The sequence below is a fragment of the Pseudomonas imperatae genome (assembly GCF_057128625.1).
Genome location: NZ_JBSKHP010000014.1, coordinates 63,353 through 85,770 on the forward strand (window position 1 = coordinate 63,353; position 22,418 = coordinate 85,770).

Sequence of the window (22,418 nt, forward strand, 5' to 3'; positions counted from 1 at the left end):
CGGGCGGCTTTTTTGTGCCTGGCGGTCACGCAAATCTATCAACAACCACGAAATAAGCCCTGTGGAAAACCCCGCTTCAGCTCTGGTGATAAGCAGGCCTCAAAGCTGGTGACAACGCCCCCTGTGGGTAAGTGGTGTTTTCATCCACAGGTTTAAAGCGCTTATCCAAGGGCCTCATGGCCACATGACCACAGGGTTCAATTTCTCTGTACAGTACGCCGTTAAAGGGCTGTAGAACGTTATCCACAGATAGGGCGGTGCATAAGAATAAACATAAAAACAAAGCTTTAATAAATTTCTTTCTCTTTTTTTATTTTTAGATCCCGATCCTGCCGCTCATCCCCAGCTGGTTAAATTTTGTGCAAAAGGTTCCTATAGAGGGGGGTAAGTCCCTATACTGGTGAGCTATCCCAATTACCCATCAATGAACAGGCACGAGGTGCGTGGTGGATTTCCCTTCCCGTTTTGAAGTGATCGTCATCGGCGGCGGCCATGCCGGAACCGAGGCTGCGCTTGCGTCAGCACGCATGGGCGCAAAAACCCTGCTGTTGACACATAACGTGGAAACCCTCGGGCAAATGAGCTGCAACCCCGCGATTGGCGGCATCGGCAAGAGCCATCTGGTCAAAGAGATCGATGCGCTCGGCGGCGCCATGGCGCTGGCCACCGATAAGGGCGGCATTCAGTTCCGCGTGTTGAACAACCGCAAGGGCCCGGCCGTGCGTGCCACCCGGGCACAGGCCGACCGCATCCTGTACAAGGCAGCGGTACGCGAAATCCTGGAAAACCAGCCCAACCTGTGGATATTCCAGCAGTCGTGCGACGACCTGATCGTCGAGCAGGACCAGGTGCGTGGCGTGGTCACCCAGATGGGCCTGCGTTTCTTTGCCGACTCCGTGGTGTTGACCGCCGGTACCTTCCTGGCCGGACTTATCCACATTGGCCTGGAAAATTACTCGGGCGGCCGCGCAGGGGATCCACCCTCCACCGCGCTGGCGCGTCGGCTGCGTGAATTCCCGCTGCGCGTGGGCCGCCTGAAAACCGGTACGCCGCCGCGCATCGATGGCCGTTCGGTAGATTTCTCGGTAATGACCGAGCAACCTGGCGACACGCCGATTCCGGTCATGTCGTTCATGGGCTCCAAGGAACTGCACCCACGCCAGGTCAGCTGCTGGATCACCCACACCAACGCCCGTACCCACGAGATCATCGCCGCCAACCTCGACCGCTCGCCCATGTATTCGGGCGTGATCGAAGGCGTCGGCCCGCGTTACTGCCCGTCCATCGAAGACAAGATCCATCGGTTTGCCGACAAGGAAAGCCATCAGGTGTTCATCGAGCCGGAAGGCCTGACCACCCATGAGCTGTATCCGAACGGCATCTCGACCTCGCTGCCTTTCGACGTGCAACTGCAGATCGTGCGTTCGATCCGCGGCATGGAAAACGCCCACATCGTTCGCCCTGGCTACGCCATCGAATACGATTACTTCGACCCGCGCGACCTGAAGTACAGCCTGGAGACCAAGGTCATCGGCGGTCTGTTCTTCGCGGGCCAGATCAACGGCACCACGGGTTACGAAGAAGCCGGTGCGCAAGGCCTGCTGGCCGGGACCAACGCCGCGCTGCGTGCCCAGGGCCGTGACGCCTGGTGCCCGCGCCGCGACGAGGCGTACATCGGCGTGCTGGTCGACGACCTGATTACCCTGGGCACCCAGGAGCCGTACCGCATGTTCACCTCGCGCGCCGAATACCGGCTGATCCTGCGCGAAGACAACGCCGACCTGCGCCTGACCGAGAAAGGTCGCGAACTGGGCCTGGTCGACGACGCCCGCTGGGCAGCCTTCTGCGCCAAGCGTGAAGCCATCGAGCTGGAAGAACAGCGGCTGAAAAGCACCTGGGTACGCCCGGGCACCGAGCGCGGTGATGCCATTGCCGAGAAATTCGGCACGCCACTGGGCCACGAATACAACCTGATGAGCCTGCTGACTCGCCCGGAAATCGACTACAACGGCCTGATCGAGGTGACCGGCGAGGGTGCCGTTGATCCGACCGTGGCCGAACAGGTCGAGATCAAGGCCAAGTACGCCGGCTACATCGACCGTCAACAGGACGAGATCGCCCGCCTGCGCGCCAGCGAAAACACCAAGCTGCCTGTGGATATCGACTACGCTGCGATTTCCGGCCTGTCCAAGGAGATCCAGGGCAAGCTGGGGATAACTCGGCCTGAGACCCTGGGCCAGGCTTCGCGTATCCCGGGCGTGACCCCGGCGGCGATTTCCCTGTTGATGATTCATTTGAAAAAACGCGGCGCTGGCCGTGAGTTGGAGCAAAGCGCTTGAGTTCTATGGTCACCCCACACCACTCGCAGGAATTGGCCCAAGGGGCACGGGAACTGGGCGTCGAACTGAGCCAGGCCCAGCACGATCAGCTGCTGGCCTACCTGGCCCTGTTGATCAAGTGGAACAAGGCCTACAACCTGACCGCCGTGCGCAACCCCGACGAGATGGTGTCGCGCCACCTGCTGGACAGCCTCAGCGTGATCGCCCACATCGGTGAAGGCGAGCGCTGGCTGGACGTGGGCAGCGGCGGCGGCATGCCTGGCGTGCCGCTGGCCATCCTGTTCCCGGAGAAGAAAATCACCTGCCTGGACAGCAACGGCAAGAAGACCCGCTTCATCACCCAGGTCAAGCTGGAGCTGAAGCTGGACAACTTGCAGGTTATCCACAGCCGGGTCGAAGCGTTCCAGCCCGAGCTGCCGTTCAACGGAATTATTTCGCGGGCTTTCAGCAGCCTGGAAGACTTCAGCAACTGGACACGCCACCTGGGCGACACGAATACGCGCTGGTTGGCAATGAAAGGGCTGCATCCTGCCGATGAGCTGGTAGCATTACCGGCAGATTTTCACCTCGAAAGCGCACAGGCCTTGACCGTACCGGGTTGCCAAGGCCAACGTCATCTGCTGATACTGCGCCGCACGGCATGATTGGGAACACACGCAAGAATGGCTAAGGTATTCGCGATAGCGAACCAGAAAGGTGGTGTGGGCAAGACCACCACCTGCATCAACCTCGCAGCATCGCTGGTCGCGACCAAGCGCCGCGTGCTGCTGATCGACCTCGATCCACAGGGCAACGCCACCATGGGTAGCGGTGTGGATAAGCACGGCCTGGAAAACTCGGTCTACGACCTGTTGATCGGCGAGTGCGACCTGAACCAGGCCATGCACTTCTCCGAACACGGCGGCTACCAGTTGCTGCCGGCCAACCGCGACCTGACCGCGGCCGAAGTGGTGCTGCTGGAAATGCAGATGAAGGAGAGCCGCCTGCGTACTGCGCTGGCGCCTATCCGCGAAAGCTACGACTACATCCTGATCGACTGCCCGCCGTCGCTGTCCATGCTCACCCTCAACGCCCTGGTGGCGTCCGATGGCGTGATCATCCCCATGCAGTGCGAGTACTTCGCCCTGGAAGGCTTGAGCGACCTTGTGGATAACATCAAGCGCATCGCCGAGCTGCTGAACCCGGAACTGAAGATCGAAGGCCTGCTGCGGACCATGTACGACCCGCGCCTGAGCCTGATCAACGATGTGTCCGCGCAGCTCAAGGAGCACTTCGGCGACCAGCTGTACGACACGGTGATCCCGCGCAACGTGCGCCTGGCAGAGGCGCCGAGCTTCGGCATGCCGGCACTGGCCTACGACAAGCAATCGCGTGGCGCGCTGGCCTACCTGGCCCTGGCGGGCGAGATGGTTCGTCGCCAGCGCCGCCAAACTCGCGCTGAAAAAGCCTAAGGAATCCACATGGCCGTGAAGAAACGTGGTCTCGGACGTGGACTGGATGCCCTGCTTAGCGGGCCTACCGTCAGCGCGCTGGAAGAACAGGCCGTCAAGGTCGACCAGAGAGAATTGCAGCACCTGCCCCTGGACGTGATCCAGCGCGGCAAATACCAGCCACGCCGGGACATGGACCCGCAGGCGCTGGAAGAACTCGCCCACTCGATCAAGAGCCAGGGCGTGATGCAACCGATCGTGGTGCGTCCGATCGGCAACAACCGTTTCGAGATCATCGCCGGTGAACGCCGCTGGCGCGCGAGCCAGCAGGCCGGCATGGACACCATCCCGGCCATGGTCCGCGACGTGCCCGATGAAGCCGCCATTGCCATGGCGCTGATCGAGAACATCCAGCGCGAAGACCTCAACCCGGTGGAAGAAGCCATCGCGTTGCAGCGCCTGCAGCAGGAATTCCAGCTGACCCAGCAACAGGTCGCCGATGCGGTGGGCAAGTCGCGGGTCACCGTGGCCAACCTGCTGCGCCTGATCACGCTGCCGGAAGTCATCAAGACCATGCTCGCCCATGGCGACCTGGAGATGGGCCACGCCCGTGCTCTGCTCGGTCTGCCGGATGAACAGCAGGTCGAGGGGGCGCGACATGTTGTCGCACGTGGCCTTACCGTGCGCCAAACCGAGGCACTGGTTCGCCAATGGCTCAGCGGCAAGCCTGAGCCGGTCGAATCGAGCAAACCTGATCCGGACATAACCCGCCTTGAGCAGCGCCTGGCAGAGCGTCTGGGCTCTGATGTGCAGATACGCCACGGGCAGAAGGGCAAGGGCCAGCTGGTCATCCGTTACAACTCCCTGGATGAGCTTCAGGGCGTGCTCGCCCACATTCGCTGAAACAATCCTTCTGTAGCGCGCAGTCGGAAATCACTACCGAGCAGTTGAATAGGGGCTGAACCGCCCCTATACTCTGCGCGCATTTTGTCGGCACAAATTATGCCAAGTCACTGATTTTGGCGAGCCGACTCACGAGGAGCAATTGTGATGGAAACCCGCACGCCAAACCGCCTGCCCTTCCATCGCTTGGCGGTATTTCCGGTATTGCTGGCTCAATGTGTCGTGTTTCTGTTGGCAGCCTTGGCGTTGTGGCAGTGGCGCGGGGCAGTCACTGGATATTCAGGCCTCCTCGGGGGACTGATTGCCTGGTTGCCGAATTTGTATTTTGCTCACAAGGCGTTCCGGTTTACCGGAGCCCGAGCCGCGCAAGCCATCGTCCGGTCGTTCTACGCTGGCGAGGCAGGCAAATTGATTTTGACGGCAGTGCTGTTCGCGCTGACGTTTGCAGGAGTGAAGCCATTGGCGCCGTTGGCAGTATTCGGTGTCTTCGTGCTGACCCAACTGGTCAGCTGGTTCGCACCCCTGCTGATGAAAACAAGACTTTCGAGACCTTAGGGCGTTTGAGGCAACCATGGCAGCAGAAACCGCTTCGGGCTATATCCAGCACCACTTGCAGAACTTGACCTTCGGTCAACTACCAGACGGCGGCTGGGGCTTTGCCCACTCCGCAGCACAAGCCAAGGAAATGGGCTTTTGGGCATTCCACGTCGACACCCTCGGCTGGTCTGTGGCCCTGGGCCTGATTTTCGTCCTGATTTTCCGCATGGCGGCGAAAAAGGCGACTTCCGGCCAGCCTGGCGCGCTGCAGAACTTCGTCGAAGTGCTGGTAGAGTTCGTCGACGGCAGCGTCAAGGACAGCTTCCACGGCCGTAGCGCCGTGATCGCTCCCCTGGCACTGACCATTTTCGCCTGGGTGTTCCTGATGAACGCCATCGACCTGATCCCGGTCGACTGGATTCCTCATCTGGCCGCCGCTATCTCTGGCGATCACGAGATTCCGTTCCGCGCAGTGTCCACCACTGACCCGAACGCCACCCTGGGCATGGCCCTGTCGGTGTTCGCGCTGATCATTTTCTACAGCATCAAGATCAAGGGCATCGGTGGCTTCCTGGGCGAACTGACCCTGCACCCGTTTAGCAGCAAGAACATGCTGGTTCAGATCATCCTGATCCCGGTCAACTTCCTGCTGGAATTCGTGACCCTGATCGCCAAGCCAATCTCTCTGGCCCTGCGACTGTTCGGCAACATGTATGCCGGCGAGCTGGTGTTCATCCTGATCGCAGTGATGTTCGGCAGCGGTCTGCTGTGGCTGAGCGGTCTGGGCGTTGTACTGCAGTGGGCGTGGGCTGTATTCCACATCCTGATCATCACCCTGCAGGCCTTTATCTTCATGATGCTGACCATCGTCTACCTGTCGATGGCGCACGAAGAGAACCATTAAGACCCGCCTGGCGTGTCTGATGACCCTTCCACCCCGGTGGAAGGGTGCCCTTGGGGGGAGTCTGCCGGGGCTGCTGCAAAAACGATTTGTTTTACCGCTTTAATCTAAAAAACCTAACCAATACGACGTAAAAGTCGGGAGGAAAGATGGAAACTGTAGTTGGTCTAACCGCTATCGCTGTTGCTCTGCTGATCGGCCTGGGCGCTCTGGGTACTGCTATCGGCTTCGGCCTGCTGGGCGGCAAATTCCTGGAAGGCGCAGCTCGCCAGCCAGAAATGGTTCCAATGCTGCAAGTTAAAATGTTCATCGTTGCCGGTCTGCTCGACGCCGTAACCATGATCGGTGTTGGTATCGCTCTGTTCTTCACCTTCGCGAACCCCTTCGTTGGTCAACTCGCTGGCTAATCTCTCGAACCTTCGAGCTGATTGGTGTGAACAAAGAACGAGCGAGGTGTTGGCGTGAACATTAATGCAACCCTGATTGGCCAGTCCGTTGCGTTCTTCATTTTTGTACTGTTTTGCATGAAGTTCGTGTGGCCTCCGGTCATCGCGGCTTTGCAAGAACGTCAGAAGAAGATCGCGGATGGACTGGACGCTGCACAACGAGCAGCTCGCGACCTGGAGCTGGCCCAAGACAAAGCGGGTCAGCAACTGCGCGATGCTAAAGCTCAGGCAGCCGAAATCATTGAGCAAGCCAAGAAACGCGGCGCTCAGATCGTCGACGAGGCCCGTGAACAGGCCCGTGTCGAAGCTGATCGCGTGAAGGCTCAGGCTCAGGCCGAGATCGAGCAGGAACTGAACGGTGTCAAAGACGCGCTGCGTGCCCAAGTGGGTGCTCTGGCCGTAGGCGGTGCCGAGAAGATCCTGGGCGCCACAATCGATCAAAACGCGCACGCGGAGCTGGTTAACAAACTGGCTGCAGAAATCTAAGCGAGGGCGATCATGGCAGAACTGACCACGTTGGCCCGACCTTACGCTAAGGCAGCCTTCGAGCATGCCCAGGCCCACCAGCAACTGGCCAATTGGTCAGCCATGCTCGGCCTGGCTGCTGCGGTGTCGGAAGACGACACCATGCAGCGCCTGCTCAAGGCCCCGCGACTGACGAGCGCACAAAAGGCCGCCACTTTCATTGAAGTGTGCGGTGAAAAGTTTGATAGCCAGGCACAGAATTTCATTCATGTTGTCGCGGAAAACGACCGTCTCCTGCTGTTGCCGGAGATCGCCGCTCAGTTCGACCTGTACAAGGCCGAGCTCGAGAAATCCGTGGACGTGGAAGTAACCAGTGCTTTTGCATTGAACGACGAACAGCAAGACAAACTCGCCAAGGTTCTCAGTGCACGGCTCGGCCGAGAAGTGCGACTGCACGCCGCGCAAGATGCCTCCCTCATCGGGGGTGTTGTCATTCGCGCTGGCGACCTGGTAATCGATGGTTCAGTGCGTGGCAAACTCGCGCAGCTGGCCGAAGCATTGAAATCTTGAGTTTGAAGGGGCAGCAGAGCAATGCAGCAACTCAATCCTTCCGAAATAAGTGAAATTATCAAGGGCCGCATCGAAAAGCTCGATGTGACCTCCCAAGCCCGTAACGAAGGCACTGTCGTCAGCGTATCTGACGGTATCGTGCGGATTCACGGTCTGGCCGACGTCATGTACGGCGAGATGATCGAGTTTCCGGGCGGCGTCTTCGGCATGGCCCTCAACCTGGAGCAGGACTCCGTAGGTGCCGTTATCCTCGGTGCTTACCAGTCCCTGGCCGAAGGCATGAGCGCCAAGTGCACTGGCCGCGTCCTGCAGGTTCCGGTTGGTAAGGAACTGCTGGGTCGCGTCGTCGACGCACTGGGTAACCCTGTTGACGGCAAAGGTCCACTGGGCAACACCGAGACCGACGCGGTCGAGAAAGTTGCACCGGGCGTGATCTGGCGTAAGTCGGTAGACCAGCCTGTACAGACTGGCTACAAGTCGGTTGACGCCATGATCCCTGTCGGCCGTGGCCAGCGTGAGCTGATCATCGGTGACCGCCAGATCGGCAAGACCGCCATGGCGATCGACGCGATCATCAACCAGAAAAACAGCGGCATCTTCTGCGTGTACGTGGCAATCGGTCAGAAACAATCGACCATCGCCAACATCGTGCGCAAGCTGGAAGAGAACGGCGCCCTGGCCAACACCATCGTTGTTGCCGCCAGCGCTTCGGAATCCGCCGCACTGCAATACCTGGCGCCGTACTCCGGCTGCACCATGGGTGAATTCTTCCGCGACCGCGGTGAAGACGCGCTGATCGTCTATGACGATCTGTCGAAGCAAGCAGTGGCCTACCGCCAGATTTCCCTGCTGCTGCGCCGTCCACCAGGCCGTGAAGCCTACCCAGGTGACGTGTTCTATCTCCACTCCCGTCTGCTGGAGCGTGCATCGCGCGTTTCGGAAGAGTACGTAGAGAAGTTCACCAACGGTGCAGTGACTGGCAAGACCGGTTCCCTGACCGCACTGCCGATCATCGAAACCCAGGCTGGCGACGTTTCCGCGTTCGTTCCGACCAACGTGATTTCCATCACCGACGGTCAGATCTTCCTGGAATCGGCCATGTTCAACTCGGGCATCCGCCCTGCAGTGAACGCCGGTGTTTCGGTATCCCGTGTGGGTGGTGCCGCTCAGACCAAGATCATCAAGAAGCTGTCCGGTGGCATCCGTACCGCTCTGGCTCAGTACCGTGAACTGGCTGCATTCGCCCAGTTCGCTTCTGACCTGGACGAAGCCACCCGCAAGCAACTGGAGCACGGTCAGCGCGTTACCGAGCTGATGAAGCAGAAGCAATACGCTCCTATGTCCATCGCGGACATGGCGCTGTCGCTGTACGCCGCTGAGCGTGGTTTCCTGACTGACGTCGAAATCGCCAAGATCGGTAGCTTCGAGCAGGCCCTGATTGCTTACTTCAACCGCGATCACGCCGATTTGATGGCGAAGATCAACGTGAAGGGTGACTTCAATGACGAAATCGACGCTGGCATCAAAGCCGGTATCGAGAAGTTCAAGGCCACCCAAACCTGGTAAGCCGCAGCGGGAGCCGCGAGGCTCCCGCTTGCTAACCTGATAGGTGTTACATGGCAGGCGCAAAAGAGATTCGCAGTAAGATTGCGAGCATCAAAAGCACGCAAAAAATTACCAGCGCCATGGAAAAAGTGGCGGTCAGCAAAATGCGCAAGGCTCAAATGCGCATGGCAGCCAGCCGTCCTTACGCGGAGCATATCCGCCAGGTGATTGGTCATCTGGCCAACGCCAACCCGGAATACCGCCACCCCTTCATGATCGAACGCGAAGTAAAGCGCGTAGGTTATGTGGTAGTGAGCAGTGACCGTGGTCTGTGCGGCGGCTTGAATACCAACCTGTTCAAGGCCCTGGTCAAGGACATGGCGGTAAACCGCGAGCGCGGCGTCGAGATCGATCTGTGCGTGGTTGGCAGCAAGGGTGCGGCATTCTTCCGCAGCTTTGGCGGCAACGTCGTTGCAGCGATCAGCCACCTGGGCGAAGAGCCATCGATCAATGATCTGATCGGCAGCGTCAAGGTGATGCTGGATGCCTACCTGGATGGCCGTATTGATCGCCTGTCCGTGGTGTCCAACAAGTTCGTGAATACCATGACGCAAAAGCCAACGGTCGAGCAATTGATTCCGTTGGTCGCAACCCCGGATCAAGAGCTCAAGCACCACTGGGACTACCTCTACGAACCCGACGCCAAGGAGCTGCTGGACGGCTTGATGGTTCGCTACGTGGAGTCGCAGGTCTACCAGGCGGTGGTTGAGAACAACGCGGCTGAACAAGCTGCGCGGATGATCGCGATGAAGAACGCCACCGACAACGCCGGCGACCTGATCAGCGAATTGCAGCTGGTCTACAACAAGGCGCGTCAGGCTGCGATCACCCAAGAGATCTCGGAAATCGTCGGCGGCGCTGCCGCGGTTTAACGGTTCAAATATTCAGAGGATCCTGCTATGAGTAGCGGACGTATCGTTCAAATCATCGGCGCCGTCATCGACGTGGAATTTCCACGTGACAGCGTACCGAGCATCTACAGCGCGCTGAATGTTCAAGGCGCGCCAACCACTCTGGAAGTTCAGCAGCAGCTGGGCGACGGCGTGGTTCGTACTATTGCAATGGGTTCGACCGAAGGCCTGAAACGCGGCCTGGACGTTGTCGACACCAAGGCGCCTATCTCGGTACCCGTCGGTAAAGCGACCCTGGGCCGTATCATGGACGTCCTGGGCAACCCAATCGACGAAGCCGGCCCGATCGGTGAAGAAGAGCGCCGTGGTATCCACCAGCCGGCTCCTTCGTTCGCTGAACAAGCAGGCGGCAACGACCTGCTGGAAACCGGCATCAAGGTTATCGACCTGGTCTGCCCGTTCGCCAAAGGCGGTAAAGTTGGTCTGTTCGGTGGTGCCGGTGTAGGCAAGACCGTAAACATGATGGAACTGATCCGTAACATCGCGATGGAACACAGCGGTTACTCCGTGTTCGCCGGTGTGGGTGAGCGTACTCGTGAAGGTAACGACTTCTATCACGAGATGAAGGACTCCAACGTTCTGGACAAGGTTGCCCTGGTCTACGGTCAAATGAACGAGCCACCAGGTAACCGTCTGCGCGTAGCGCTGACCGGCCTGACCATGGCCGAGAAATTCCGTGACGAAGGTAACGACGTTCTGCTGTTCGTCGACAACATCTACCGTTACACCCTGGCCGGTACCGAAGTTTCGGCACTGCTGGGTCGTATGCCATCGGCCGTAGGTTACCAGCCGACCCTGGCTGAAGAGATGGGCACTCTGCAAGAGCGCATCACTTCGACCAAGTCCGGTTCGATCACCTCGGTACAAGCCGTATACGTACCTGCGGACGACCTGACTGACCCGTCGCCAGCCACCACGTTCGCCCACTTGGACGCCACCGTCGTACTGTCCCGTGACATCGCCTCCCTGGGTATCTACCCAGCGGTCGATCCACTGGACTCGACTTCGCGCCAGCTGGACCCACTGGTCATCGGCCAGGAACACTACGACACCGCTCGTGGCGTTCAGTACGTGCTGCAGCGCTACAAAGAGCTGAAAGACATCATCGCGATCCTGGGTATGGACGAGCTGTCGGAATCCGACAAGCAACTCGTTACCCGCGCTCGTAAGATTCAGCGCTTCCTGTCGCAGCCGTTCTTCGTGGCTGAAGTCTTCACTGGTGCATCGGGCAAATACGTTTCCCTGAAAGACACCATTGCTGGCTTCAAAGGCATCCTCAACGGTGACTACGACCACCTGCCAGAACAAGCGTTCTACATGGTCGGCGGCATCGAAGAAGCGATCGAGAAAGCCAAGAAACTGTAATCCTGGCGCCCGGCAACGGGCGCTAATCAGGTTGAGGCAAGCAGATGGCTATGACAGTCCATTGCGATATCGTCAGCGCGGAAGGGGAAATCTTCTCCGGTCTGGTCGAGATGGTGATTGCACACGGTGAACTGGGTGACCTGGGCGTTGCCCTGGGCCACGCACCGTTGCTCACCAATCTGAAGCCAGGTCCGATCCGCTTGATCAAGCAGGGTGGAGACGAGGAGGTGTATTACATCTCCGGTGGTTTCCTCGAGGTTCAGCCGAACATGGTGAAGGTCCTGGCCGACACCGTGCAGCGCGCTGCCGACCTGGATGAAGCCTCTGCTCAGGAAGCCGTCAAGGCTGCCCAGAAGGCCCTGAACGAGCAAGGCGCGGACTTCGACTACGGCGCTGCTGCTGCACGCCTGGCCGAGGCCACTGCGCAGCTGCGTACCGTTCAGCAGATCCGCAAGAAGTTCGGCAAATAAGCCGCAACTTTTGAGCGATTGAGAAAAAGGGTAGCCTCGGCTACCCTTTTTCTTTTTCCGCTTTTCATCTCCCGGTCGCGTTCGCCGACCAGCCCGGATTGGTAGCCACTCAATGTCTCTCGATATCGTCATTCTCGCCGCAGGCCAGGGCACCCGCATGCGTTCGGCCATCCCCAAGGTCTTGCATCCGGTAGCGGGCAACTCCATGCTCGGCCATGTTATCCACAGCGCCCGGCAGCTTGCGCCGCAAGGCATCCATGTGGTCATCGGCCATGGCGCGGAGCTGGTGCGCGAACGCCTGGCGGCCCCGGACCTGAATTTCGTGCTGCAGTCACAGCAGCTGGGCACCGGCCACGCCGTGGCCCAGGCCGTGCCGGCCATCACCGCTGAAACCGTCTTGATCCTCTACGGCGATGTGCCGCTGATCGAAATCGAGACCCTGCAACGCCTGCTGGCGCTGGTCACCCCGGACCAGCTGGGCCTCCTGACCGTGAACCTGGGCGACCCCACCGGCTACGGCCGCATCGTGCGTGACGGCGCCGGCAAGGTCAGCGCCATCGTCGAACACAAGGACGCCAGCGAAGCACAGCGTGCTATCAAGGAAGGCAACACCGGCATCCTCGCGGTGCCGGGCAAGCGCCTGGCCGAGTGGCTGGGGCGGCTGTCCAACAACAACGCCCAGGGCGAGTACTACCTCACCGACGTGATTGCCATGGCCGTGGGCGATGGCCTTGTGGTGGCCACCGAGCAACCGCTGGATGCCATGGAAGTGCAGGGCGCCAACGATCGTCGTCAGCTGTCGGAGCTCGAGCGCCACTACCAGCTGCGCGAAGGCCGCCGCCTGATGGCCCAGGGCGTGACCCTGCGCGACCCGGCGCGTTTCGACGTGCGCGGTGAAGTCACCGTGGGCCGCGACGTGCTGATCGACGTCAACGTCATTCTCGAAGGCAAGGTGGTCATCGAGGACGACGTGGTCATCGGCCCGAACTGCTACATCAAGGACAGCACCCTGCGCAAAGGCGTGACCCTCAAGGCCAACACCCACCTGGACGGTGCCGTGATGGGCGAGGGCAGCGACGCCGGCCCGTTCGCGCGCCTGCGCCCGGGTACCGTGATGGACCAGGGCGCCCATGTGGGTAACTTCGTCGAACTGAAGAACGCCCACATGGGCGAGGGCGCCAAGGCCGGCCACCTGGCCTACCTGGGCGATGCCGACATTGGCGCACGCAGCAACATCGGTGCGGGCGTGATCACCTGCAACTACGACGGTGCCAACAAGTGGCGCACGGTCATTGGCGAGGATGCGTTCATCGGCACCAACAACTCGTTGGTGGCGCCTGTGGATATCAAGGCGGGTGCTACCACTGCGGCGGGCTCGACCATTACCCAGGATGTGGAGGAAGCTCAACTCGCGGTAGGGCGTGCGCGCCAGCGCAATATTGATGGCTGGAAGCGGCCGGTGAAGATCAAGAAAGGCTGAGTTATCCACAGCCGGGATTGACGTTCGCTTGGTGAGGCGTGGGGGCAGGTACCGTTTGAGCTTTAAACGGTGCCTGGTTCTCACCCTGATCTTGGATGGTGAGTGAATATCCGCGGGATGTGGATAAGCTTGGCCCAAAGATTGGAGGTTAACGCAATTCGATTACTATGAAGGTAATCACCATCCAGGTGCAGGCGGCTATGTATATCGTCAGTTTTATCTTCAATAGGCGTTTCAGGGAGGGAGGAAAATTTTGAAGATCGACTGGATTGAGTTCCCCGATAGTAAGCGACGATTTTGGCCATAAAACGATCTGGGCAATTTTTGCCATCACTAGCTCGTTGCCGAGTAGACCTTGGTTCTTCAAACTTGCCCCCCATATGTAAACATATCGGCTGTTTTCTAAAGCCTTCATCATCTCATCCAGACGATAGCGGGCCAGATACCAAGTGTAGGCAATAACCCCTAGCGCGAGAGCGAAGGGGCCACTCAAGAAGAATATTGCAAGCCATGGGTGCCAATCGTCAATGCTAGTCATGATTCGGTGCTGTTAAAAATCCGACTCATTCGTCAGCGTAATTTTATAAATATATAGGTAGCTACAATCCATATAGCTCCAAATATTAGTATCGCTAGTTTTATTTTCAATAAACGCTTGAGGTGAACAGGGAAGTTGTGGAGGTCTGTAGCATTTAGTTCGCCAACTTTAATTGATGACTTCGGCCAAACGACGATCTGAGCGATTTTAGCAATTACCAGACCAGTACCTATCATGCCTTGCTTCTTGAAATCCCCCCCCCATCTGTATACGTAGCGGCTGTTTTCCAGAGCTTTGAGCATGCTATCTAAATGGAATTGTCTCAAATAATAAGTGTAGGCAATATTCACTATACCTAAAATCATAGGACCACCTGTGAAGGAGATCACGGCCCATCGATTCCAACTCTCAATATTGATCATGGCAATGTAGCTTCGTAGAGCTGTTCGCCAGCAAACTCGCCGCCAATGCCGCCTAAGGTTGTACCCATCCAGGCCCCTGTTCCTACTATTGCAACAACGCAAGCAACTCCCGCGATGCCTGTTGAAACGCCAAGGGCTATGCAGATAGATCCGCTAGCGGACTTGGCAATTTCGCCTCCTAATACACCGGCCATGGTAGAACCACCAAATTTCCCGCCCTCAGTAAACTTGATCTTCCTACAAGCCAGGCCCGATTCCCCATTACACACCTGCTGAATAGCCAGCAGGGAAGAGACGCTGCCCAGCCCGATCCCGATATACCCCCCTGCAGTCATATACCTGGTAGTACGACTCATCTTATCCACATGAGTCGCATACCCCGGTATCTGCCCCGGCGCCCCAGCTTTGCTCCAGTGATGCACCAGGCTGCGGCTGGAAATACCCAGCGCCGTCTTCAATTTTGGGTGATCCCCCAAACTTGTCTGGCCCCGCAAGCGGGTGGAATTCAGCAGGTGCGAATCCAGCTTGGCAAGCAGCTGCTGGCGCTCTGACAGGAACTGCGGTGATTTAAGGTTGCCGTGCCGCCGGTAACTTTCCTGGTGCAAGCGCTCGATGGCCTGGAGCGTGCCCCGCAGGTTACCCAAGTGCTTTTCCATGATCACCGCGCTCACGCCCAGCCAGGTGGATGTCTCGCCAATGAAGCTGGCGATTTCCGCGCCGTGCTTGAACAGGAAGTTGGCCTCTTCGGATGTGAGGGGCTCCAGGGCTGAGTTGACCTGGTTCGCAGCCTGCATCAACTGCGCTTCCTGATAGCTGCAGGTGGTGTTGTTGGGGTCGCTGAGCACCATCATCGAGCCGGCTTTTACCTCGGCAACGTAGGGGTTGAGTGCGCGGAATTTGCTCATCACTGCCGCGTTGCGGATGGGGAAGAGGTCGGCCTCCAGGGCTTCGCGGGTTGTGCTCTGCGGCACAACATAAAAACCCGGCTCTTGAGGTTCCAGCTGGCTGACGGCATTCAGGGGCCGGTAAGCTGGGGACGGGATGGAGGAGGGTGTGCCTGTGCGTTCGGCAATGCTGGAGGAAGCAGCTTGAGCCGGCTCATTGGACGCCATGGCACGCGTGCTCTCGTTTCGATAGCTTGCCGTGAACACCGAGGGAATCAGCTTCGCCCTGCAGGGGCAATCACTGAAACTGTCCAGCGTGCCCGCCACCAGCTTGCCATGGCTATCGATGAACGACACGCCACCGACAATCCGGTAGATACCGCCGTTCGCGCCGCAAGACACCCGGTCACCTTCACGGGCATGCAGCAGGCCAAACATGTTCACCCGGTCGTCGCCGTCCAGCACCTCACCACCGCAGCTGGTCTTGTCACCGCGACCAATGAAATATCCCTCACTCATCGCGTTACCCCCTGTTCCGTTGCAGTTGCTTCTAATTGCTCTTCGGTAAAAGGGCTTCTATCGAGGGTGCGGAGGTATTCTGGCGAAGCTTCGTTGGTGTACATAGTCGGCGACGCTGCAGGCATTGGGTGATCCTTTTCGACGATGGTTGGGAAGCCGTGGTTGGTAGGCTGCCTACGGTAAGCCCGTGGTCATCGCCCGTAAGTAGGACGTTTCCCAAGTTCGCCCATGGCGAGGAAATCTTTGCGTCGATCTGTGTCATGGCGCCAACAGCCTTCGGTGCGCAAGTGTGGATAACTCAAGATGAACCACCCACCGTCAGCCTGAACCACTGTTCACTTGACGAAAACCGGCCGATAGGTTTTGATTGCTTCCGTTATCTTTCGAATCGAAACTTAAAAGCCACCATGTCGAAACGCAACACGCCCCAGCGCCGCCACAACATTCTTGCCTTGCTCAATGAACAGGGCGAGGTGAGCGTCGACGCCTTGGCCCGTCGCTTCGAAACTTCCGAAGTCACCATTCGCAAGGACCTGGCCGCCCTGGAAACCAATGGGCTGCTGCTGCGCCGCTATGGCGGGGCAGTGCCGGTGCCGCAGGAGATGATGAGCGAGAGCGCCCAAAGCGTTTCTATCCACAAGCAGGCCATCGCCCGCGCGGCTGTGGACAAGATTCGCGAGCATGCGCGCATCATCATCGACAGCGGCAGCACCACCGCCGCGATGATCCCCGAGCTTGGCCACCAGCCCGGCCTGGTGGTGATGACCAACTCGTTGCACGTGGCCAACGCCCTCAGCGAACTGGAGCACGAGCCGGTGCTGTTGATGACCGGCGGCACCTGGGACCCGCACTCGGAATCCTTCCAGGGCCAGGTCGCCGAGCAGGTGCTGCGTTCCTACGATTTCGACCAGCTGTTCATCGGCGCCGACGGCATTGACCTGGAGCGTGGCACCACCACCTTCAATGAACTGCTCGGCTTGAGCCGGGTGATGGCGGACGTGGCGCGTGAAGTGATCGTGATGGTGGAGTCCGACAAGGTCGGCCGCAAGATCCCCAACCTGGAGCTGCCGTGGAGCAGCGTCCATACCCTTATTACCGATGATCGCCTGCCCGTTGCGGCACGCGAACAGATTCAGGCCCGCGGTATCAACCTCATCTGCGCCGCCGCAAGCTAGGAGAACAACCCATGTGTGGAATCGTTGGCGCCATCGCCGAGCGTAATATCACCGCCATCCTGCTCGAAGGCCTGAAGCGCCTGGAGTACCGTGGCTACGACAGTGCCGGCGTGGCGCTGTACACCAACACCGGTTCGCTGCAGCGCCGCCGCCGCGTGGGCAAGGTCGCCGAGCTTGAAGCCGCGCTGGCCGCCGACCCGCTGGCCGGCCAGTTGGGCATTGCCCACACCCGTTGGGCCACCCACGGCGCGCCCAGCGAGCGCAACGCCCACCCGCATTTCTCCAGCGACGACGTGGCGGTGGTGCACAACGGCATCATCGAAAACCACGAGGCGCTGCGCGACCGCCTCAAAGGCATGGGCTATGTGTTCAGCTCGGACACCGACACCGAGGTGATCGCGCACCTGCTGCACCACTACCTCAAGACCCTGCCGGACCTGACCGATGCCCTCAAGGCCACGGTGAAGGAACTGCACGGTGCCTATGGCCTGGCCGCCATCAGCCTGAAACAGCCTGACCGCCTGGTAGCTGCGCGCAGCGGCAGCCCGCTGGTCATCGGCCTGGGCCTGGGGGAAAACTTCCTGGCGTCCGACCAACTGGCCCTGCGCCAGGTCACCGACCGCTTCATGTACCTGGAAGAGGGCGATATCGCCGAGATCACTCGCGAAGCCGTGCGCATCTGGAACGCCGATGGCCAGCCAGTGCAGCGCGACACCGTGCAATACCACGAAGGCGCCGAAGCCGCCGACAAGGGCGAGTTCCGTCACTTCATGCTCAAGGAAATCCACGAGCAGCCTAAGGTGGTGCAACGCACCCTGGAAGGTCGCCTGGGCCAGGAGCAGGTGCTGGTGCAAGCGTTCGGCCCGCAGGCCGCCGAGCTGTTCGCCAAGGTGCGCAACGTGCAGATCGTCGCCTGTGGCACCAGCTACCACGCCGGCATGGTTGCACGTTACTGGATCGAAGGCCTGGCCGGCATTCCCTGCCAGGTGGAAGTGGCCAGCGAGTTCCGCTACCGCCGCGTGGTGGTGCAGCCTGACACCCTGTTCGTGTCCATCTCCCAGTCCGGTGAAACCGCTGACACCCTGGCCGCGCTGCGCAACGCCAAGGAGCTGGGTTTCCTCGGCAGCCTGGCCATTTGCAACGTCGGCATCAGCTCGCTGGTGCGCGAGTCGGACCTGACCCTGCTGACCCAGGCCGGCCCGGAAATCGGTGTGGCTTCCACCAAGGCGTTCACCACCCAGCTGGTGGCGCTGATGCTGCTGACCCTGTCCCTGGGCCAGGTGCGTGGCACCCTGGAAGCCGGCGTCGAAGCCGAGCTGGTAGAAGAATTGCGCCGCCTGCCAACCCGCCTGGGTGAAGCCCTGGCCATGGACAGCACGGTGGAGAAGGTTGCCCAGCTGTTCGCCGAGAAACACCACACGCTGTTCCTGGGGCGTGGCGCACAGTTCCCGGTAGCGATGGAAGGCGCGCTCAAGCTCAAGGAAATCTCCTACATCCACGCCGAAGCCTACCCGGCAGGCGAGCTGAAACACGGCCCGCTGGCGCTGGTGGACAAGGACATGCCGATCGTCACCGTGGCGCCGAACAACGACCTGCTGGAGAAGCTCAAGTCCAACCTGCAGGAAGTACGCGCCCGCGGCGGTGAGCTGATCGTCTTCGCCGACGCCCAGGCCGAGTTCCGCGACGGGCCTGGCACCCACGTGATCGCCATGCCGCACATCCTCGATGCGCTGGCGCCGATCCTCTACACCATTCCGCTGCAGCTGCTGTCGTACTACGTGGCCGTGCTGAAAGGCACCGACGTCGACCAGCCGCGCAACCTGGCGAAATCGGTCACAGTGGAGTAACCGCAATCCCCGTAGCAGCGGCCAAAGGCCGCGTCCCTTGGCCACGCGAATTGTGGTGCCAGGGACGCGGCCTCGCGGCCGCTGCTACAGGTGGCGCGAAACAAAGTGTAACGTAAGAAAACCTACCAAAATCCGCAGCATGGTCTAAGACCATAGTAGTGAACCCCATGACAGCGCCAAATTCTGGACTACCCTAATTTCAGAGAAGTCTGACTTAGGGGGGTTAAACACATGCTCGCGCAATTACCACCGGCCTTACAGAATCTTCAGCTCCCGCTGCGCCTGAGACTCTGGGATGGTCATGAGTTCAACCTGGGCCCCGCGCCCAGTGTCACTATCGTGGTGAAAGACCCACAGCTGGTGACTCAGTTCACTCACCCGAGCCTTGATCTCCTGGGTACTGCCTTCGTCGAGGGCAAGCTGGAAATGGAAGGTTCGATCGGTGAGGTAATCCGGGTATGTGACGAGCTTAGCCAAGCCCTGGTGGATGACGATGACGGCGACCAGCCGATTCGCACCGTCCACGACAAGGACACCGACGCCGCTGCCATCTCCTACCACTACGACCTGTCCAACGAGTTCTACCAACTCTGGCTGGACCAGGACATGGCCTATTCCTGTGCCTATTTCCAGACCGGTACCGAGACCCTGGAGCAGGCCCAGCATGCCAAGTTCGAGCACCTGTGCCGTAAGTTGCGGCTGCAGGCCGGCGACTATCTGCTGGACGTGGGTTGTGGCTGGGGCGGCCTGGCACGCTATGCCGCGCGCGAGTACGGCGCCAAGGTGTTCGGCATCACCCTGAGCAAGGAACAGCTGAAGCTGGCGCGCGAGCGGGTCAAGGCCGAGGGCCTCGACCATTTGGTGGAGCTGCAGCTGCTGGACTACCGCGACCTGCCGCAGGACGGCCGCTTCGACAAGGTGGTCAGCGTGGGCATGTTCGAGCACGTCGGCCATGCCAACCTGCAGGTCTACTGCGAGCGTCTGTTCGGTGCCGTGCGCGAAGGCGGCCTGGTGATGAACCACGGCATCACTGCCAAGCACACCGATGGCCGGCCGGTCGGGCGTGGGGCAGGGGAGTTCATCGAGCGCTACGTGTTCCCCCATGGCGAGCTGCCGCACATGGCCATGATGTCGGCGCGCATCAGCGAGGCTGGTTTCGAGGTGGTGGACGTGGAGAGCCTGCGCCTGCATTACGCCAAGACGCTGGACTTCTGGAGCAAGCGCCTGGAGGCCAATCTCGACAAGGCGGCCGCCATGGTGCCAGAGCAGGCACTGCGCATCTGGCGCCTGTACCTGGCCGGCTGCTCTTATGCGTTTGCCCGTGGCTGGATCAACATTCACCAGATCCTCTCGGTGAAAGCCTATTCCGATGGTACCCATGGCCTGCCATGGACCCGTGAGGATCTGTACCGCTGACCCCTGGGCGTGCGCATCACAGGATGGGTGAAATCAACCTGGCGATGCGCATGCCCAGCTTCTGCAGTTGGTGCGTATGGCGGCTGTCTTCCACGGTGATCTCTCGTGACAGGGCAAAGTCCGCCTCAAGCATCTCCGCCACCTGGCCTGCGAACGCGCTGTCCACCGTCAGCAGCATGATTTCGAAATTCAGCCGGAACGAGCGATTGTCCATGTTGGCACTGCCGATGGCGCTGATCTCGTTGTCCACCAGCACCACCTTCTGGTGCAGGAAGCCTGGCCCGTAGCGGAACATGCGCACACCGGCGCGCACTGCCTCGAAGGCGAACAGGCTGGAGGCGGCGTACACCACCTTATGGTCCGGGCGCGACGGCAGCAGGATGCGCACGTCCACCCCGCGCAGCACCGCCAGGCGCAGGGCGGCGAACACCGCCTCGTCGGGAATGTAGTAGGGGCTGGTGATCCACACCCGCTCGGTCGCGGCATGGATGGCTTCGACGAAGAACAGCGAGCAGGTCTCCTGTGGGTCCGCGGGGCCGCTGGCCAGCACCTGGCATAGCACGCCGCCGTCTTCATAGGTGTCGGGCAGGATCAAAGGTGGCAGTTTGCGCGAGGCCCAGAACCAGTCTTCGGCGAAGGACTCCTGCAGGCAAGCCACCACCGGGCCGGTGATACGGATGTGGGTATCGCGCCACGGCGACAGCTTGGGGTTGCCGCCCAGGTACTCGTCGCCGACGTTATGGCCACCGATGAACCCCACCACGCCATCCACCACGACGATCTTGCGGTGGTTGCGGAAGTTCACCTGGAAGCGATTGAGCCAGCCACTGCGGGTGGCGAACGCACGGATCTTCACGCCGCCCTTGCGCAGGACGTCGCTGTATTCGTGGGGCAGGGCGTGGCTGCCGACGCTGTCGTACAGCACATACACTTTCACACCCTGAGCGGCTTTCTCCAGCAACAGCGCCTGTAGCTCACGGCCGATCTGGTCATCGTGGATGATGAAGAATTGCACCAGTACCACTTCACGCGCCTCGCGAATGGCGGCGAAGATGGCCTCGAAGGTGGCCTTGCCGTTGACCAGCAGGCTGACCTGGTTGTTGGCCAGGCACGGCATGCGTCCGAGCTTGGGCATGGCCCGCAGCGATGCGTAGGAACTGGAGTTGCGCGCGGTCAGTGCTTCCTCCACCCAGGGCCGCCAGTCCAAGTCGGCAATGGCCTTGTGCATTTCCCGGTTGGCCTGGCGGCGCGCTTCAATATAGGCGTCGAAGGTGCTGCGGCCAAACACCAGGTAGGGGATCAGGGTCAGATAGGGCACGAAGACCAGTGACAGTGCCCACGCGATCGAGCCCTGCGCGGTGCGGACGGTGAACACCGCATGAATGGCGGCGATGACGCCGAGCAGGTGGACCAGGCCAAACAGGTAGCCAAAAAACCAGGGGCTGTGATAATCCATGCGCAGCGATGCTCCCGAATGCGTTGTGCTTAACAGACCACGTTCAGCCCGGGTTGTCTCGAAATAATTCAGCATGCAACGCAATCGGCAAACCCGCATCCAAGTATCATCAGCCAGCCAAGAGTGGCCCACCCCAGGAGTTATCCATGAAGATTCGTTTGCCGGCCGTGGCTTTGGCCCTGTGTCTGTCGGCGCCCCTCGTGCAGGCGCAAATGCTTCAACCAGGCTTGTGGGAGCTGACCACCAGCAACATGCAGGTGGACGGCAGCGCCTTGCCTGACCTCAACGTGATGCTGGGGCAGATGCAGATGCTGGCGCCGGAACAGAAAGCCATGGTCGAGCAGGCCATGGCCAAGCAGGGCATCAGCGTGGGCGGCAAGGGCATTCGCAGCTGCCTGACCCAAGCACAGGTGCAGTCCGACAACATCCCGCTGCAGGACCCGCAGTCGGGCTGCACCCAGCAGATCACCGCCCGCCATGGCAACGTCTGGGACTTCCGCTTCAACTGCCCCAAGGCCCAGGGCAGTGGCCAGGCCACCTTCCTCAGCCAGCGTGAGTTCCTGACCAAGGTCAGCGGCACGTTCAACGCCACCGGCACCCAGCAGAAAGGCAGCATGGAAACCCGCGCCGTATGGCTGGGCAACGACTGCGGCACCGTCCACCCCCGCCCCTGACCCGTAGCAGCTGCCGAAGGCTGCGTCCGCGCCAGGGCTGCCAACCGAGACGCCTGGGACGCGGC

General features: G+C 60.1%; 22 protein-coding genes. 18 read left to right on the plus strand and 4 right to left on the minus strand.

All coding sequences use genetic code 11. The annotated features are described in order from the left end of the window. Nucleotides 1-446: 446 nt before the first annotated feature. The 14 genes from mnmG (at nt 447) to glmU (ending at nt 13,422) form a co-directional block, all read left to right on the plus strand. Nucleotides 447-2,339, plus strand: coding sequence for a tRNA uridine-5-carboxymethylaminomethyl(34) synthesis enzyme MnmG (gene mnmG, locus ACWKWX_RS18580; protein ID WP_476296655.1), 1,893 nt, complete (start codon nt 447-449; stop codon nt 2,337-2,339). A gap of 5 nt (nt 2,340-2,344) precedes the next feature. Further along, on the plus strand, nt 2,345-2,983 hold the full coding sequence (gene rsmG, locus ACWKWX_RS18585) for a 16S rRNA (guanine(527)-N(7))-methyltransferase RsmG (protein WP_416427507.1): 639 nt from the start codon (nt 2,345-2,347) through the stop codon (nt 2,981-2,983). A gap of 18 nt (nt 2,984-3,001) precedes the next feature. After that, nucleotides 3,002-3,790: a ParA family protein gene (locus tag ACWKWX_RS18590; RefSeq protein ID WP_416421647.1), complete on the plus strand. Its 789-nt coding sequence runs from the start codon at nt 3,002-3,004 to the stop codon at nt 3,788-3,790. Between the two features lie 9 nt (nt 3,791-3,799). Then, entirely contained in the window at nt 3,800-4,672 is an 873-nt protein-coding gene (locus ACWKWX_RS18595; RefSeq protein ID WP_416421646.1) for a ParB/RepB/Spo0J family partition protein, read from the plus strand. 147 nt (nt 4,673-4,819) lie between these two features. Continuing rightward, a complete protein-coding gene (locus ACWKWX_RS18600; RefSeq protein WP_027980923.1) occupies nt 4,820-5,227 on the plus strand; it encodes a F0F1 ATP synthase subunit I in 408 nt (135 codons plus the stop codon). A gap of 16 nt (nt 5,228-5,243) precedes the next feature. Then, a complete protein-coding gene (gene atpB / locus ACWKWX_RS18605; protein WP_027980922.1) occupies nt 5,244-6,113 on the plus strand; it encodes a F0F1 ATP synthase subunit A in 870 nt (289 codons plus the stop codon). Between the two features lie 146 nt (nt 6,114-6,259). Beyond that, on the plus strand, nt 6,260-6,517 hold the full coding sequence (gene atpE / locus ACWKWX_RS18610; RefSeq protein ID WP_002555987.1) for a F0F1 ATP synthase subunit C: 258 nt from the start codon (nt 6,260-6,262) through the stop codon (nt 6,515-6,517). 54 nt (nt 6,518-6,571) lie between these two features. After that, on the plus strand, nt 6,572-7,042 hold the full coding sequence (locus tag ACWKWX_RS18615; protein WP_008367083.1) for a F0F1 ATP synthase subunit B: 471 nt from the start codon (nt 6,572-6,574) through the stop codon (nt 7,040-7,042). Between the two features lie 12 nt (nt 7,043-7,054). Continuing rightward, complete coding sequence (locus ACWKWX_RS18620) at nt 7,055-7,591, plus strand: F0F1 ATP synthase subunit delta (protein WP_416421645.1); 537 nt, start codon at nt 7,055-7,057, stop codon at nt 7,589-7,591. A 21-nt stretch (nt 7,592-7,612) separates the two neighbouring features. Beyond that, entirely contained in the window at nt 7,613-9,157 is a 1,545-nt protein-coding gene (gene atpA, locus ACWKWX_RS18625; protein ID WP_416421644.1) for a F0F1 ATP synthase subunit alpha, read from the plus strand. A 50-nt stretch (nt 9,158-9,207) separates the two neighbouring features. Next, nucleotides 9,208-10,068: a F0F1 ATP synthase subunit gamma gene (gene atpG, locus ACWKWX_RS18630; RefSeq protein ID WP_416421643.1), complete on the plus strand. Its 861-nt coding sequence runs from the start codon at nt 9,208-9,210 to the stop codon at nt 10,066-10,068. Between the two features lie 27 nt (nt 10,069-10,095). After that, nucleotides 10,096-11,472, plus strand: a complete 1,377-nt coding sequence (gene atpD / locus ACWKWX_RS18635) for a F0F1 ATP synthase subunit beta (protein WP_027980916.1) — start codon at nt 10,096-10,098, stop codon at nt 11,470-11,472. A gap of 44 nt (nt 11,473-11,516) precedes the next feature. Then, nucleotides 11,517-11,942, plus strand: coding sequence for a F0F1 ATP synthase subunit epsilon (locus ACWKWX_RS18640; protein ID WP_416421642.1), 426 nt, complete (start codon nt 11,517-11,519; stop codon nt 11,940-11,942). Nucleotides 11,943-12,054: 112 nt separating this feature from the next. Continuing rightward, nucleotides 12,055-13,422 (plus strand): bifunctional UDP-N-acetylglucosamine diphosphorylase/glucosamine-1-phosphate N-acetyltransferase GlmU, encoded by a 1,368-nt coding sequence (gene glmU, locus ACWKWX_RS18645; protein WP_483828528.1) that lies wholly within the window; start codon nt 12,055-12,057, stop codon nt 13,420-13,422. A gap of 148 nt (nt 13,423-13,570) precedes the next feature. Here glmU and ACWKWX_RS18650 read toward each other — a convergent pair whose 3' ends face one another. From ACWKWX_RS18650 to ACWKWX_RS18660, 3 genes are read right to left on the minus strand one after another with little or no spacing between them, the layout of a single operon-like run. Continuing rightward, the gene (locus ACWKWX_RS18650; protein WP_483828529.1) at nt 13,571-13,960 is read right to left on the minus strand and encodes a hypothetical protein; all 390 of its coding nucleotides are present in this window, start codon (nt 13,958-13,960) and stop codon (nt 13,571-13,573) included. A gap of 32 nt (nt 13,961-13,992) precedes the next feature. Continuing rightward, a complete protein-coding gene (locus ACWKWX_RS18655) occupies nt 13,993-14,382 on the minus strand; it encodes a hypothetical protein (RefSeq protein WP_483828530.1) in 390 nt (129 codons plus the stop codon). Beyond that, nucleotides 14,379-15,785: a PAAR domain-containing protein gene (locus ACWKWX_RS18660; RefSeq protein ID WP_483828531.1), complete on the minus strand. Its 1,407-nt coding sequence runs from the start codon at nt 15,783-15,785 to the stop codon at nt 14,379-14,381. Before ACWKWX_RS18660 ends, ACWKWX_RS18655 begins: the two co-directional genes overlap by 4 nt. Nucleotides 15,786-16,192: 407 nt before the next feature. Here ACWKWX_RS18660 and ACWKWX_RS18665 point away from each other — a divergent pair, with 407 nt between their 5' ends. The 3 genes from ACWKWX_RS18665 to cfaB all read left to right on the plus strand — a co-directional run bounded on the left by ACWKWX_RS18665 (nt 16,193) and on the right by cfaB (nt 20,223). Then, on the plus strand, nt 16,193-16,960 hold the full coding sequence (locus ACWKWX_RS18665; RefSeq protein WP_483828532.1) for a DeoR/GlpR family DNA-binding transcription regulator: 768 nt from the start codon (nt 16,193-16,195) through the stop codon (nt 16,958-16,960). 11 nt (nt 16,961-16,971) lie between these two features. Further along, nucleotides 16,972-18,807 carry a glutamine--fructose-6-phosphate transaminase (isomerizing) gene (gene glmS, locus ACWKWX_RS18670; RefSeq protein WP_483828533.1) on the plus strand — a complete coding sequence of 612 codons (1,836 nt, stop codon included), beginning with the start codon at nt 16,972-16,974 and terminating at the stop codon, nt 18,805-18,807. Nucleotides 18,808-19,038: 231 nt separating this feature from the next. Continuing rightward, nucleotides 19,039-20,223 carry a C17 cyclopropane fatty acid synthase CfaB gene (gene cfaB, locus ACWKWX_RS18675; protein WP_476296665.1) on the plus strand — a complete coding sequence of 395 codons (1,185 nt, stop codon included), beginning with the start codon at nt 19,039-19,041 and terminating at the stop codon, nt 20,221-20,223. A 16-nt stretch (nt 20,224-20,239) separates the two neighbouring features. Here the strand turns inward: cfaB and cls are convergent, their stop codons facing one another. Further along, complete coding sequence (gene cls / locus ACWKWX_RS18680) at nt 20,240-21,679, minus strand: cardiolipin synthase (RefSeq protein WP_416421635.1); 1,440 nt, start codon at nt 21,677-21,679, stop codon at nt 20,240-20,242. A 146-nt stretch (nt 21,680-21,825) separates the two neighbouring features. Between cls and ACWKWX_RS18685 the strand changes: the two genes are divergently transcribed. Next, nucleotides 21,826-22,353, plus strand: coding sequence for a DUF3617 domain-containing protein (locus ACWKWX_RS18685; RefSeq protein ID WP_416421634.1), 528 nt, complete (start codon nt 21,826-21,828; stop codon nt 22,351-22,353). Nucleotides 22,354-22,418 lie beyond the last annotated feature (65 nt).

Bases quoted from the DNA above. Each gene is read 5' to 3' on its own strand.
- ACWKWX_RS18655 (WP_483828530.1), bottom strand. From the start codon at position 14,382: ATGATCAATATTGAGAGTTGGAATCGATGGGCCGTGATCTCCTTCACA.
- atpG (WP_416421643.1), top strand. From the start codon at position 9,208: ATGGCAGGCGCAAAAGAGATTCGCAGTAAGATTGCGAGCATCAAAAGC.
- glmS (WP_483828533.1), top strand. From the start codon at position 16,972: ATGTGTGGAATCGTTGGCGCCATCGCCGAGCGTAATATCACCGCCATC.
- ACWKWX_RS18620 (WP_416421645.1), top strand. From the start codon at position 7,055: ATGGCAGAACTGACCACGTTGGCCCGACCTTACGCTAAGGCAGCCTTC.
- ACWKWX_RS18640 (WP_416421642.1), top strand. From the start codon at position 11,517: ATGGCTATGACAGTCCATTGCGATATCGTCAGCGCGGAAGGGGAAATC.
- atpD (WP_027980916.1), top strand. From the start codon at position 10,096: ATGAGTAGCGGACGTATCGTTCAAATCATCGGCGCCGTCATCGACGTG.
- ACWKWX_RS18590 (WP_416421647.1), top strand. From the start codon at position 3,002: ATGGCTAAGGTATTCGCGATAGCGAACCAGAAAGGTGGTGTGGGCAAG.
- ACWKWX_RS18660 (WP_483828531.1), bottom strand. From the start codon at position 15,785: ATGAGTGAGGGATATTTCATTGGTCGCGGTGACAAGACCAGCTGCGGT.
- ACWKWX_RS18595 (WP_416421646.1), top strand. From the start codon at position 3,800: ATGGCCGTGAAGAAACGTGGTCTCGGACGTGGACTGGATGCCCTGCTT.
- atpA (WP_416421644.1), top strand. From the start codon at position 7,613: ATGCAGCAACTCAATCCTTCCGAAATAAGTGAAATTATCAAGGGCCGC.
- ACWKWX_RS18685 (WP_416421634.1), top strand. From the start codon at position 21,826: ATGAAGATTCGTTTGCCGGCCGTGGCTTTGGCCCTGTGTCTGTCGGCG.
- ACWKWX_RS18650 (WP_483828529.1), bottom strand. From the start codon at position 13,960: ATGACTAGCATTGACGATTGGCACCCATGGCTTGCAATATTCTTCTTG.
- glmU (WP_483828528.1), top strand. From the start codon at position 12,055: ATGTCTCTCGATATCGTCATTCTCGCCGCAGGCCAGGGCACCCGCATG.
- ACWKWX_RS18600 (WP_027980923.1), top strand. From the start codon at position 4,820: ATGGAAACCCGCACGCCAAACCGCCTGCCCTTCCATCGCTTGGCGGTA.
- atpE (WP_002555987.1), top strand. From the start codon at position 6,260: ATGGAAACTGTAGTTGGTCTAACCGCTATCGCTGTTGCTCTGCTGATC.
- cls (WP_416421635.1), bottom strand. From the start codon at position 21,679: ATGGATTATCACAGCCCCTGGTTTTTTGGCTACCTGTTTGGCCTGGTC.
- ACWKWX_RS18665 (WP_483828532.1), top strand. From the start codon at position 16,193: ATGTCGAAACGCAACACGCCCCAGCGCCGCCACAACATTCTTGCCTTG.
- rsmG (WP_416427507.1), top strand. From the start codon at position 2,345: ATGGTCACCCCACACCACTCGCAGGAATTGGCCCAAGGGGCACGGGAA.
- atpB (WP_027980922.1), top strand. From the start codon at position 5,244: ATGGCAGCAGAAACCGCTTCGGGCTATATCCAGCACCACTTGCAGAAC.
- cfaB (WP_476296665.1), top strand. From the start codon at position 19,039: ATGCTCGCGCAATTACCACCGGCCTTACAGAATCTTCAGCTCCCGCTG.